The organism is Flavobacterium sp. HNIBRBA15423, from assembly GCF_052655965.1.
Genome location: NZ_CP199751.1, coordinates 2,360,004 through 2,373,675, shown reverse-complemented (window position 1 = coordinate 2,373,675; position 13,672 = coordinate 2,360,004). Strand labels below are relative to the sequence as shown.

The 13,672-nt window shown below is 28.7% G+C and carries 11 protein-coding genes; 8 read left to right on the top strand and 3 right to left on the bottom strand.

Translation table 11 applies throughout. The annotated features are described in order from the left end of the window. Positions 1 to 130: 130 nt before the first annotated feature. The 3 genes from ACULEV_RS10655 to ACULEV_RS10645 all read right to left on the bottom strand — a co-directional run bounded on the left by ACULEV_RS10655 (position 131) and on the right by ACULEV_RS10645 (position 2,886). Complete coding sequence (locus tag ACULEV_RS10655; protein WP_445455038.1) at positions 131 to 1,774, bottom strand: acyl-CoA carboxylase subunit beta; 1,644 nt, start codon at positions 1,772 to 1,774, stop codon at positions 131 to 133. A gap of 104 nt (positions 1,775 to 1,878) precedes the next feature. Next, positions 1,879 to 2,205, bottom strand: a complete 327-nt coding sequence (locus ACULEV_RS10650; protein WP_445455037.1) for a hypothetical protein — start codon at positions 2,203 to 2,205, stop codon at positions 1,879 to 1,881. 270 nt (positions 2,206 to 2,475) lie between these two features. Then, a complete protein-coding gene (locus tag ACULEV_RS10645) occupies positions 2,476 to 2,886 on the bottom strand; it encodes a hypothetical protein (RefSeq protein WP_445455036.1) in 411 nt (136 codons plus the stop codon). A gap of 515 nt (positions 2,887 to 3,401) precedes the next feature. On the opposite strand from ACULEV_RS10645, the gene ACULEV_RS10640 reads away from it, so the two are divergent. From ACULEV_RS10640 to ACULEV_RS10605, 8 genes are all read left to right on the top strand, one after another. Beyond that, complete coding sequence (locus ACULEV_RS10640; RefSeq protein ID WP_445455035.1) at positions 3,402 to 3,923, top strand: GNAT family N-acetyltransferase; 522 nt, start codon at positions 3,402 to 3,404, stop codon at positions 3,921 to 3,923. 75 nt (positions 3,924 to 3,998) lie between these two features. Then, positions 3,999 to 4,523 carry a hypothetical protein gene (locus ACULEV_RS10635; RefSeq protein ID WP_445455034.1) on the top strand — a complete coding sequence of 175 codons (525 nt, stop codon included), beginning with the start codon at positions 3,999 to 4,001 and terminating at the stop codon, positions 4,521 to 4,523. A gap of 320 nt (positions 4,524 to 4,843) precedes the next feature. Continuing rightward, positions 4,844 to 5,236 carry a DUF1801 domain-containing protein gene (locus ACULEV_RS10630; RefSeq protein WP_445455033.1) on the top strand — a complete coding sequence of 131 codons (393 nt, stop codon included), beginning with the start codon at positions 4,844 to 4,846 and terminating at the stop codon, positions 5,234 to 5,236. 1 nt (position 5,237) lies between these two features. Further along, complete coding sequence (locus ACULEV_RS10625; protein WP_445455032.1) at positions 5,238 to 5,603, top strand: DUF2200 domain-containing protein; 366 nt, start codon at positions 5,238 to 5,240, stop codon at positions 5,601 to 5,603. Positions 5,604 to 5,857: 254 nt separating this feature from the next. Further along, positions 5,858 to 7,411 carry a tetratricopeptide repeat protein gene (locus ACULEV_RS10620; protein WP_445455031.1) on the top strand — a complete coding sequence of 518 codons (1,554 nt, stop codon included), beginning with the start codon at positions 5,858 to 5,860 and terminating at the stop codon, positions 7,409 to 7,411. Between the two features lie 166 nt (positions 7,412 to 7,577). Further along, positions 7,578 to 10,439 (top strand): TonB-dependent receptor, encoded by a 2,862-nt coding sequence (locus tag ACULEV_RS10615; protein ID WP_445455030.1) that lies wholly within the window; start codon positions 7,578 to 7,580, stop codon positions 10,437 to 10,439. Between the two features lie 173 nt (positions 10,440 to 10,612). Beyond that, positions 10,613 to 11,650: a phytase gene (locus tag ACULEV_RS10610; protein WP_445455029.1), complete on the top strand. Its 1,038-nt coding sequence runs from the start codon at positions 10,613 to 10,615 to the stop codon at positions 11,648 to 11,650. A 397-nt stretch (positions 11,651 to 12,047) separates the two neighbouring features. Next, positions 12,048 to 13,661 (top strand): hypothetical protein, encoded by a 1,614-nt coding sequence (locus ACULEV_RS10605; RefSeq protein ID WP_445455028.1) that lies wholly within the window; start codon positions 12,048 to 12,050, stop codon positions 13,659 to 13,661. Positions 13,662 to 13,672: the final 11 nt, after the last annotated feature.

Genomic DNA, 13,672 nt, shown 5'->3' with positions numbered 1-13,672 from the left:
TTTATACTATTATAGACGAGTTTGTTTTTGAGATAGTTGCATGAAGTTATTAGTATTCTTTTTTACTATATCAGAAACAAAAGCAAACGTACAATTTACTTTCATTTATAATTTTTAACTTTTAATTTTTTTAAACCTGTATCACACCCAAATTAAACGGTTTCTCAATAGGAGCGTGGTTGGCAGCTTCAATTCCCATAGAAATCCAAGTTCTTGTATCTAGTGGATCAATGATGGCATCAGTCCATAAGCGTGAGGCAGCATAGTATGGAGATACTTGTGCATCGTAGCGTGCTTTTATTTTGTCAAACAATTCTTGTTCTACTTTTTCATCTACTTTTTTGCCTTGTTTTTTTAGTGAAGAAGCTTCAATTTGCATTAATACTTTAGCAGCTTGTGCTCCACCCATAACAGCTAATTCTGCACTTGGCCAGGCAAAAATTAACCTTGGATCGTATGCTTTTCCACACATGGCATAGTTTCCTGCTCCATAACTATTTCCTACAATTACGGTGAATTTTGGTACAACCGAATTAGAAACTGCATTTACCATTTTGGCACCGTCCTTAATAATTCCTCCATGTTCACTTTTACTTCCAACCATAAATCCTGTTACATCTTGTAAGAAGACTAATGGAATTTTCTTTTGGTTACAATTGGCAATAAAACGTGTGGCTTTATCAGCAGAATCGGAATAAATTACACCACCAAATTGCATTTCGCTTGGCTTTGTTTTAGCAGCTGTTGTTTTTACAATTTTACGTTGATTGGCTACTATTCCCACAGCCCAACCATCAATACGTGCATAACCAGTAATAATCGTTTGTCCGTAACCTGCTTTATATTCATCAAATTCGGAATTATCTATCAAGCGATGGATAATTTCCTTCATATCATATTGTTCATTACGTGCTTTTGGAAGAATGCCATAAATATCTTTTGGATCTAAGGTGGGTTTAGCAGTTTTTATACGATTGTAACCTGCTTTATCAAAATCACCAATTTTACCCACTATATTTTTTATTCTATCTAAAGCATCTTTGTCGTCTTTTGCTTTAAAATCGGTAACTCCCGAAATTTCGCAATGTGTAGTTGCTCCACCCAAAGTTTCATTATCAATGCTTTCACCAATGGCTGCTTTTACTAAGTAACTTCCTGCTAGGAAAATACTTCCTGTTTTGTCAACTATCAAAGCTTCATCGCTCATAATTGGCAAATAAGCACCACCTGCTACGCAACTTCCCATTACAGCTGCAATTTGGGTAATTCCCATACTACTCATCACTGCATTATTACGGAAAATACGACCAAAATGTTCTTTGTCAGGGAAAATTTCATCTTGCATTGGTAAATAAACTCCAGCAGAATCTACTAGGTAAATGATTGGTAACCTATTTTCTATGGCAATTTCTTGCGCTCTTAAATTCTTTTTTCCTGTAATAGGAAACCATGCACCTGCTTTTACAGTAGCGTCGTTTGCTACAACTATGCATTGTTTTCCTTGAATATAACCTATTTTTACAACCACACCACCAGATGGGCAACCACCGTGTTCTTCATACATGCCATCTCCTACAAAAGCACCAATTTCTATACTCTTTGCTTTTTCATCTAGTAAATAATCAATACGTTCACGAGCTGTCATTTTGCCTTCAGCATGCAACTTGTCAATACGTTTTTGCCCACCACCTAGTTTTACTTGTGCGAAACGTTGTTTTAAATCGGAAAGGAGTAGTTTATTGTGGTCTTCGTTTTTATTAAAATTTAAGTCCATGTATGGTTTGTTGTTGTATTTTTAATTGGTTCGCTAAAGTACAAAAAGAAAAAAGAAAAATCAATGGCAAAAATCACTCTCAACTACAATTGCAAAATTCAAATTCAAGATATAATCTTCATTAATAATTCATTTTGAATTTTTAAGACTTTGATTTCATCTTTTAATAATTCGATTTCATCTTCTTTATGATTATAAACTGTAAAATTATCGGGTAATTGATTGGCAATATCTTGAAAGAAATTATGATTCAAGGCATAACAAAGTTCAATTAAAATACCTGTTTGCACACTACTATTTTGAGTATATTTTAAGATAGAAACACCATCTCTGTTTATTTCCTTGCCTAACTGTGATTTATTGATTCTGTTTTTTGTAAAAAAATCACTCAATAATTTACCTGTATTTATATTATGCTTACCTTTTTTCATATAATTATTTACTTTTATAGTATAAAAATAAATAAAAAGTATATAAATATTTACTAAAATTATTAAAAATGATAATTAAGATATTTTAAAATATACTTTTAGTAAATATTTATATACTTTTAGTTAATAATTAATAGTATAAAGATTGTTATTTGTACTACTGAAGATAAATTTTTATTTGCAAAATGTAGATAAAGCACTCCTAACAAAAAAGCACTTTACTAATAATTCTAGTAAAGTGCTTTATATATAACCTAGGTAAGATGGTTATTATATTTTTCTGTTATTTTGTCTTTGTCTAAAAAGTTCTAAGTTTTCAGCATTGATATTTCCGTCCATATCAATAACATTATTCATAAATAATAATTGAATGATTTCTTTGAAGTTTTTATTAATTAATAATGTAGACTCTATAGTTACGTCATTTTTAGGGAAAACCACTCTCACAAAATCATCGTCTAAATAAGAAATAGTATTGTTGTTGTTTATTTCAATGTAAATGACTTCGGTTGTCGTATCTAATTTGAAAAGAGAAATTTCACTTCCCATTTTCCTTTTGTCAAAATTAAAAACGCTTTTGTGGTTAACTAAAACTTTTCCTTTTTTTAAATCGATATCTTGAGAATAACCAGTTATGTTTATTATCATGATTATTAAGAGCAGAATGTAATTTTTTCTCATTGGGGTATTTTGGTTAAGAGTTGATTTTCGGAGTGCAAAAATAATTCTTTTAATTCAAATAAAACACATTGAAACAACTGATTTTAAAAGAAATAGCTAAAGAAGGTAAATGAGAAACCAGTAAAAAAGTAGAAAACAAGATTGAATAACATAAAATTATTTGTATTTACATTTAATTACTGATAAAAACATGTTTATTTCGTTAAATTATTGTTATTAAATTAAAAATTAAAATCCATCAATTTGAACTAATAGACAATTCTTAATTCTTATTTATAGACTGTAAAAAAGAAAAATCTTAAAAAAATCCGTAAGGCTTTTGCTCTTACCCTCTTTTCGTTTAATTTTACCTGATATATCAGAATTTAATTACTAATAATTGATACAATTTGGAATCAAGATGTGTTTTGCATTCCTTCTTATCTTTAAATCTTGTGAGGTTGAACTAGTTTTGATAAAAAATATTGTTTCCTTTAAAATTAAGAGAAGAGTTCTATTTAATAAAATAATAATTTATGCATACTAATTACCACTTTAGAAAAGCATTGCTTTCAGAAATTCCTCAAATATGGAAGATTTTACAACAAGCCATACAAAGAAGAAAAGAAGAGGGTAGTAATCAATGGCAAGATGGTTATCCCAATCCTGAAATCATTCAAAATGATATTGAAAAAGGAGTTGGCTTTGTACTGACAAACAATGAAACTATCATAGGTTATACAGCAGTATTAATTAATGATGAACCCGAGTATGAAAAAATAATTGGAAAGTGGCTCACAAATGAAGATTTTGTAGTATTTCATCGTGTTGCTATTTCAGAAGATTACTTAGGAAGAGGTTTAGCTAAAATAATGATTGGTTATATAGAAACATTTGCTTTACAAAATAATGTTTATAGTGTAAAAGCGGATACTAATTTTGATAATAATGCCATGATTGCCATTTTTGAAAGATTGGGTTATATTTTTTGTGGCGAAGTTTATTTTAGAGGAAATGCGAGAAGAGCTTATGAAAAGGTGTTAGTGAAAGCCGATTAAAAGTTCTTTTTTCACATTTATAAATTATATAAGCAAAATTTTTGTTCATAAATACATACAAATAAAGAATATAAAATGATAAAAGAATGTTTATTTATAATTATTATTTGCACAGGTTTTAATGTGTTTGGACAAGAATCCCAAAAAGATAGTTTACAACCTTTACTTTATAATCGTTTGGTTACATCTGAAAAGCAAATTTCTATTAGAGTAGGTGGAGGATTTCAAAGAAAAGTATATACTGAGATAGGTCTAGCTCTTCATAAATGTACTTATGGAGATGTAGGTTTTTTTTCTAATGATTTTTATAGTGCTTTAGAATGGTTTCCAAATAAGGGAAAAAACTTATATGGAGTTAAAATAGGTTATGAAGCCAATGCTAATTGGATAAATTTAGGACTAGAAGTAAAATATCAAACAGACTTTAAAGAAAAAGATGTAGTAATCATCCCAAAAATCGGTTTAGGATTATTTGGTGATGTAAATGTGTTTTATGGTTATACTATTTCTACAAATAACAACCCTTTTTCAGATACAATTGGACATCATCAATTATCAATTGTTTTCAATTTTAATAGGCATTTCCTAAAGTATCAATAGTATTTTATTCATAATTAAACGAATAAAATTGAGTTTTGAAATGAGAAAAGTAATCTTCTCATTTAGGAATTTACACTACAAAACTATGATTGAGTTCAATAGTTTTTATAAATCGAACTTGATTATCTAGGTTATAACATCTTTTAAACTAAAAATGTACAACTCATTACAGAAAATTCTTGTGAAACATTATATTATTTAAGAGGTGAAACCTCCTGTTTTTTTAACAACAATTTCTATATATTTGTTATAAATAAAGCTTAATTTTTTCCACAGATTGATTTTAGTAATAATAGTAACTATCACATAATAAAATAGATATGACAGAAGAGATTCAAATATATAACAATAAACAAGCTACAGTTGATAAAGAAATTTGCGACTTACTTGCAATGACAATTAACAGTGAATTGATTGAAGCAGAAAGTAAAATTTGGCATGCTCATCCTGTTTGGTTTTTAGATGGAAATCCAATTGTGGGTTATAGTAAACTGAAGGATTGTATTCGATTAATGTTCTGGAGTGGTGTAGATTTTGATGAAGAAAAACTTAAAAAAGGTACTGGTAAATTTAAAGACGCATCCATTAGTTATACTTTGATAGATCAAATTGACTTGGTTGACATAAAAAGGTGGTTACAAAAATCAAGAGAAATACAATGGGATTATAAAAACATTGTAAAAAGAAAAGGACAATTAGAAAGAATAAAATAGTATGAAAACAACACCCGAACACGATGAGCGAATAGCAAAAATGACATTTGCCTCGGTTTATCCACACTATATTACTAAAGTGGTTAGTAAAGGCAGAACAAAAGAAGAATTACATCAAGTAATAGAGTGGTTGACTAATTTTGATGACAAAAAACTACAAGAACTAATTGAAGAGAAAGTAACTTTTGAAACATTCTTTAAGAAAGCCAAATTAAATCCAAATGCTCACTTAATCACAGGAGTAATTTGTGGCTATCGAATAGAGGAAATTGAAAACCCATTAACAAAGCAAGTAAGATATTTGGATAAATTAGTGGATGAATTAGCAAAAGGACGAAAAATGGAAAAGATAATAAGAATCGCCTAGTAGTATAGATAAACAGGATACTAAAATGCAATGAAATAACTGATTAATACATCTTAATAAGAAGATTTTTATCTAGTTATCACTTTCTTATTATTGTTACAATTGCTATTATTTTCTAATAGTATTTTCTTCTCTTCAGGAATTTTAATTCTATATTTTTATCACAATCATTTTTATAACTATAAAATAACCTTAGCTTTATTACTACTTAATAAAAATAATTGTTTTTTGTAAGTTAATTTTAATCAAAAACAATGTTGAGTCGTTTTTTGTTATTGCTATTTTTTACCACTTCCCTTATTGCTCAAAAAGATTCTATAGAAAGAAAACTGCAAACCATAAAAGAAGCTTTAAATACTGAAATCAAACGAAAAAATGACGAAGGTATAGCATCTCAAATGATGAAATTAGGTGAAGTGTATACTAATTATGGTTTGTATGCCAATGCATTAGTCTATTACAATGATGCCTTAAAAATTGCACAGAAAAATCAAAAAAGTATTTTATATGTATGGATTAATAATGACATAGGAAAAGTAAATAATGCTATGCATAAATATGATACAGCACAAACTTTCTTTACAGAAGCATTAACTATTTCAAAACATATAAATTATTTAAAAGGACAAGCCATTTCTTTAAGTTTACTAGGAGCAAATGCTGAAAAGCAAGCGAAATATAAAGAAGCTTTGCAATTTGCAAATGAAAGTTTATTGTTTTTTGACCCAATAAAAGACAAGTTTGAAATTGCTATTGTATATGAAAACATAGGCAGTATTTATGAAGATTTATTAAATTTTAATGAAGCTTTCTTTTTTTTCGAAAAAGCCTTAGTCATTTTAAAAGATTCTCACTCAAAAGAAGAAGCTAATGTTCTTAATAATATAGGAGATATTTATAGAAAAAAAGGTTTAGTAAGAAAAGGAATTATTTACACTCAAAAAGCACTTGAAATTGCAACTGTAATAAATGATAATCATTTATTAGAAAGTGCTAATAAGGATTTAGCAAAAGCCTATGCAATATTAGAAGATTATAAAATAGCTTATAAATACAAACTCACAGCAGAAAAACACAAAGAACTTGCTACTACAAATGAAAATAAAAATTTAGTACATCTTTTACAAACCGATTTTAAACTAAATCAGAAAGAAAATGAAATTAAATTACTTCAGGAAAAGAATAGAGTAAATAAAGCGAATCAAAAGGTAGTATTAATTTTAGGTATTTTTTCTTTACTTCTATTAATTATTGTTTTTATCTATTATAGAAAAAAGCGAAAAGCTAATTTAAAAATTCAAAATTATAAACAACAAACATTAAAAGCTGAGTTAGAGAAAAAATTAATAGAAGAAAAGAATTTACAAAGAGATTTAGAATTAAAAACAGCAACATTGTCAAGATACAGCTTGCATATTGCTCAAAAAAATAAAATGCTATCAGAACTTTCATTAAAATTAAAAAATATTGTAAGTAGAAAGAATGAACTGTATGATGTTAAAATAAAAGAACTTTTCAATGAAATAGATTTTACACTTCAACAAGAAAATGAATGGGAAGATTTTACTGTTTTTTTTCAAGAAATTCATCCCGATTTTATTAAAAAACTATCCACTATTGCTACAGAAAGTTTATCACCAGCCGAATTGAAATTGGGCATACTACTACGTCTCAATTTATCTTCAAAAGAAATAGCTTCTATTTTGAGAGTAACACCAGATAGTGTTCGAGTAGCTAGACACCGATTTAGAAAAAAAATGCCGATTGATTCTAAGAAAGAATTGGTCAATTTTTTATTAGAATTATAAGAACAAACTTATGGTTTTTACTAATCGTTAGATTAATGTAAAGGAATTATTATTGTTGCCTTTTTGTAACCTTATAAAAAATATTTGTTTCCTATTTGTTGCTCTCATAAAAAGATATTAAATCCTTGTCTATTATACATTTGCCATGAATGTAAAAAAAATATAAATGAAAAATCAGTACTTTTTAAAATGGCTTTTTGTAACGTTGTTTCTGATAGTTGCAACGCTAAAATTGAATGCACAGAATGGTTCTATTTCAGGAAATATTATCGATGAAAATAATTTCTATTTGCCAGGAGCAAATATTCTTATTGAGTCTCTGAAAAAAGGAGCAGTAACCGATTTTGATGGTAAATTTTCAATACTATCAATTCCTTCTGGAACTTATAAAATTAAGGCTACCTTTTTAGGATATGAAGATATAGAACAAGATGTAGAAGTAATAGCACATCAAACTACTGTACTTACTATTCAAATGAAAATAAAAAGTTTAGTTTTAAACGAAGTTGAAGTTGTTTCTTATGGTTTAAGCGGACAAGCAAAAGCTTTGAATACTCAAAAAAATAATATCAATATTACCAATGTAGTTTCTACAGATCAGATTGGTAAATTTCCTGATGCTAATATTGGTGATGCTGTAAAACGCATTTCTGGTGTAACAATGCAAGTAGATCAAGGGGAAGCACGTAATATTATTATAAGAGGTCTATCTCCACAATTAAATTCTGTAACCTTAAATGGAAGTAGAATTCCATCTGCAGAAGGAGATAACAGAAACGTGCAAATGGATTTAATTCCTTCAGATATGATACAAACAATAGAACTAACAAAAACAGTAACACCAGATATGGATGCTGATGCACTTGGTGGTTCTGTAAATTTAGTAACAGCAACAGCTCCTCAAACATTTAGATTGTCTAGTACATTTGGTTCGGGAGTAAGCTTTATTAATAATAAACGAATATTAAATGGTTCCCTATTATTAGGTGATCGAACTAAGGATAAAAAATTAGGTTGGATGGTTTCCGCTTCTGTAAACGATACAGATTTTGGCTCTGATAATATTGAGGCAGAATGGACAGATGAATTTGAATACTATACAGGAGTTGATGATGTAGATGGAGAACCTATTCTTGAAAGTGTAGATGTAAAACCTTATACCAATTCTTTTGAGATTAGAAAATACCTTGTGCAAAGAATTAGAAGAAGTTTTTCTGCTAATTTAGATTATCAAATAAATCCAAATCATAATGTGTATTTTAAATCTATGTATAACTGGAGAGATGATAGGGAAAATAGATATAGAACTGCATATGAAATGCTTGATGCTGAAGATATTGAAATAGGAGATTTTGCCATAACAGATGGAATTCCTTCTCGTTTTCCAGCTGAAGTTACTAAAGAAACAAAAGGAGGAATAGATAATGGTAGAAATAAAAGTAAACGATTAGAAGATCAAAGAATGCAAAATTATTCATTAGGAGGAAAACACTTTTTAGGAAAAGTAAAAGCCGATTGGATGGTTTCTTTTGCAAGAGCATCAGAAGAAAGAAAAAATGAGCGTTATGCAACATATCAAACAGAATTTTCTGTTGTAAATGATTTTTCAAATTCAGATTTTCCATTATTATATGGCGAATTTGCTACGGATGAAAATGATTTTGAAAATTTTGAGTTTGATAAAATTACTGAAGAATATCAATATACTGAAGAAAAAGATGTGAATTTCTTTACTCACTTTGAAATACCAGTTGATTTTTTTGGAAATGGAAATGGGAAAATTAAATTTGGAGCAAGAGGAAGGTTTAAAAGTAAAAGTAGAGACAATAATTTTTTCGAATACGATTTAGAAGATGCATATCCTACCATGAATCTTACTGGAATAAAAGATTTTTCAAATGATGATTTTTTAGTAGGAAATCAATATCATTTAGGTAGTTATGTAGATGCAAATTGGCTTGGAGCATTAAACTTAGTTAATGGAGAATCGATACCGTCAGAGTTTTTAAGAGCTAATTTTGATGTAAAAGAGGATGTTTGGGCAGGTTATGTTATGACAAATCAAAAATTAACTGAAAATATTGATGCTTTAGTCGGAGTTAGGGTAGAAACAACTTCTTTAGAAGCTACCGGAAATGAAATTGACAACGAAGATGATTTAGTAGGGAAAATAACCGAGAAAAATAATTATACAAATGTATTACCTGGTATTCATTTTAAATATACACCAGCAAAAAATACAGTCCTTAGATTAGCTTGGACAAATACTATTTCCAGACCTAATTATGTAGATTTAATTCCTACTTTAGATGTAGTTACTAGCGATGAGGAGATTTTTATTGGAAATCCAAATTTAAAGCCTACTACTTCCATGAATTTTGATCTTTTAGGAGAATATTACTTTAAAAATGTCGGAATTCTTTCTGGAGGTATTTTTTATAAAGAAATAGATAATTTTATTTATCAATTTCAAACAGATGTTGATTCAGATGTTTATGGTGTAGGCACAACGGGTTTTAGAGTTTACCAACCTTTAAATGGAGAAAATGCTAGTATTTTTGGTGCTGAGTTGGCTTTTCAAAGACAACTGGATTTTTTACCAGGATTTGCTAAAAACTTTAGTATATATTTGAATTATACTTATTTAAAATCAAAAGCAGACGGTATTAGAAATGAGGATGGAGAAGAGCGTAAAGATTTGGATTTACCAAATACATCTCCTAACATGGTAAATGCCTCTTTAGGGTATGCTAATAAATTATTTACTGCTCGTTTCTCAGTCAATTTCTCTGATGCATATATTGACGAAATAGGAGGGAATGCGTTTGAAGATAGATATTATGACCAACAATTATTTTTAGATTTTAATATAGGTGTTACATTAACAAAAAGCTTAAGATTGTATGCAGATGTAAAAAACATATCAAATCAACCTTTACGTTATTATCAATCAATAAAATCTCGCACTCAACAAGCAGAATATTATGGTCAACGATTAACATTCGGATTAAAATATGACTTGTATTAACTGGATTAAAATATAAAAATATATTAAAGGTCTGTTAAATAGAAGTACCTAATTTGGAACACTCAGACCAACTATTTTTTTATACCTGACACCCATTATACTAATAAAGAGAATTAAAACTAAGTAATTAAAAGGGAAATCAAATTCAAAAGATTTTCAATAATTGAAGAAATATGAAAAAAATAATATACATAGCGACTTTAATCGCGTTATACAGTTGCGAAGAAAAATTAAATCTAACACCCATTTTACCAGATGTAATTACAGAAACTACTATAAATGATACAGACGATCCAGCAATTTGGGTAAACCCTATAGATGCTTCAAAAAGTATCATTTTTGGAACTGATAAAGAAACCAATGGAGCTATTTATGCCTTTGATTTAGATGGAAAAATAATAGAAGAAAAAACCATTAGAAATATAGAAAGGCCTAATAATGTTGATTTAACTTATGGTTTCACCATTAACGATTCTACAAAAGTTGACATCATTGCTTTTACCGAAAGAGAGAAAAATCAGGTGCGTGTATTTTCTGTTCCCGATATGAAACCATTAGACAATGGTGGTTTTAAAGTTTTTGAAGAAGAAACAAATCTCGAGTTTAAAGCTCCTATGGGAATAGCCATTTATCATTCACCAGTAAATCAAAAAGTATATTTTATTGTAGGAAGAAAAACAGGACCAAAAGAAAATTATTTATACCAGTATGAACTACAAGCTACTTCAGAAGGTGTGAAAATGAAGTTGGCTAGAAAATTTGGAAACTTTAGTGGTAAAAAAGAAATTGAAGCCATAGCAGTAGATAATGAAATGGGTTATATTTATTATTCAGATGAGCAACACGGTATTAGAAAATACTATGCAGAGCCAGAAAAAGGAAATCAAGAAGTAGCCATTTTTGGAATGGATAAATTTGCTAGTGATATAGAAGGAATTGCCATAGCAAAAACAGCAAGTAAGAAAGGCTACATCATTGTTTCTGATCAACAAAGAGGACAATTTAACGTTTTTGATCGCGAAACGAATGCTTTTATTAAAGCTGTTAATTTAACTACAACTGGAACAGATGGTTGTGATGTAGTAACTTCTCCATTAGGCAGCAAATATCCAAAAGGACTTTTTGTAGCTATGAATGATGCTAAGAACTTTTATTTCTATGATTTTGGAAAAATAGAAAAAGAGATTAAAACACTTAAGACAACAAACTAAATTACTTGTGTTCTTTTTTTTTAAAACTGTCTAATCAATTGGACAGTTTTTTTGTTTATTTAAATCCTAAACAAAAAAACACTCTTTACGGAAACCTGTAAAATAAACCCAAAAAAGCATTCTATTTTTACAAAAAGAAAGCAAACAAAATACACCTTGTAAAACACTTTTTTTGAACCCTATTTTACCTTAAGTAAGTATAAATACGGATAAAAAAGCATGAAAAATACGTGTAAATACGTATTGTGGGTGTAAAAAAGATAGTTTAGGTTTGTAGGAATAAAATTAAATAAATATTTACATCATAATTGTAGGTGTATTTATACTTATGAGCAGTAATTTTTTTGAAAATTAAACACAAATATTAAGTTAAATTAGAATGTCCATGACAAAAAAAATGAGGAAACATTCGCTCTTTGTATTTATAGGGGTGCTTTTATTCACTTTTACAAATTGTGAATATGAAGAAAAAATTTCTGATTACCAATCGAACCATAATTCAGAGCAACAACTAAAAGTATCTAAAGTAAATTTTAATCAATTCAAGAAAAATAAAAATTTAATGGAGAAGTTAGGTAAATTTACCAATACTTCACAACAAACATTAGAAAAACTTGTATATTCAAACGATAATAGTTTTTATGTTGACACCGATTTTGCTTATTTTATCGAAAACGAAAACGGGAAACACTCCTATACTTTTCAAATAATAAGACAAAATTCACAATATCTTTTAGAAAATCTTATTATTAATCAAAATGATAGTTTAGGATATAATTTATTTATTGCTCAATATAATATAAATGAACTAGAACTAGATCAATTATCTAATGGAGAAAATCCAAATATTATTGACAAGTTAAACATAATACCTCTATCAAACAATATTATAAATACAAGTTCATTATTAAGTAGAGGAAGTGTGGAAGGAATGTGTTTAACTGAAACAATAATACCAGGAAATACTTGCCCAGGAACAGAACATCATAATTTAGATGACGTTTTAGGTGGAGCTTTTTGTCCTTACTTTGCAAATGGTAGCTTTACACTTTATAAAGAACAAATTATTTACTCTTGGGGTCCATGTGGACAAGATACTTCTGGAGGTGGTAATTATGGAGATGACCTTACAAATCCAGGTGGTGGTTTTCCAACTGGTAGCGGAGATGGTAATCCTACAGGAGGTTCTTCTGGTACAGGAAACTCTACAGGTTCTCCCGACAATACTAATCCTAACCCTGATAACAGTTTTGAAGACACTCAAGATCCTGTACTTACAACTCCAACAATTGCTACTAATGTAAGAAATAATCCTTGTAATGAAATAAGTAAAGTAATTGAAAAACCGCAATTTTCTACTAATATGCAAACGCTTAAAAGCAATATTAGTGGTACAAAAGAAAAAGGTTTTATAATAAGAGATAAATATGGAGCGGATGCTTTTTCAGAAATTGTTGAAGGTGATGATGATGGTAATGTAACTTATCCTTATGCAGACACAACAATAGCAGACCTCGATAACCTATTTAAATCAATTGGAACAGCTCATAACCATATTGCAACAATTAATACACAGATTGGTATTTTTACTCCTGAAGATTTAGCTAATTTGATGCTTAATGGATTATTAGAAACACATCTTCAAAATCCGAATAGAAGCGAAACTCCAAAAAAATCTATTATATTTGTTATTACAGATAAAGGACTATTTTCGCTTAAAATTAACAATTTAACTAAATTGCAAGCCTTTTGTGTGGATTATGGAAGCTGGACTAAACAAGAAGCAGAAAAATATATGAATGATATTTTTCAAGACCCTGAAGGATATAATATTTTACCTACTTCTACTCATGATGAACAAGTTACAGGTTTTCTTCGCTTTATGCAAGATCAAGATATAGGTGTAGATTTATATGAAGGAAATGCCGATACTTTTGGTGAATGGAAAAAATTAAACTTAACAGAAAATAATGGAGTTTTTAGTTTTACGGAAACCCCTTGTAATAACTAAAATAATTAAAG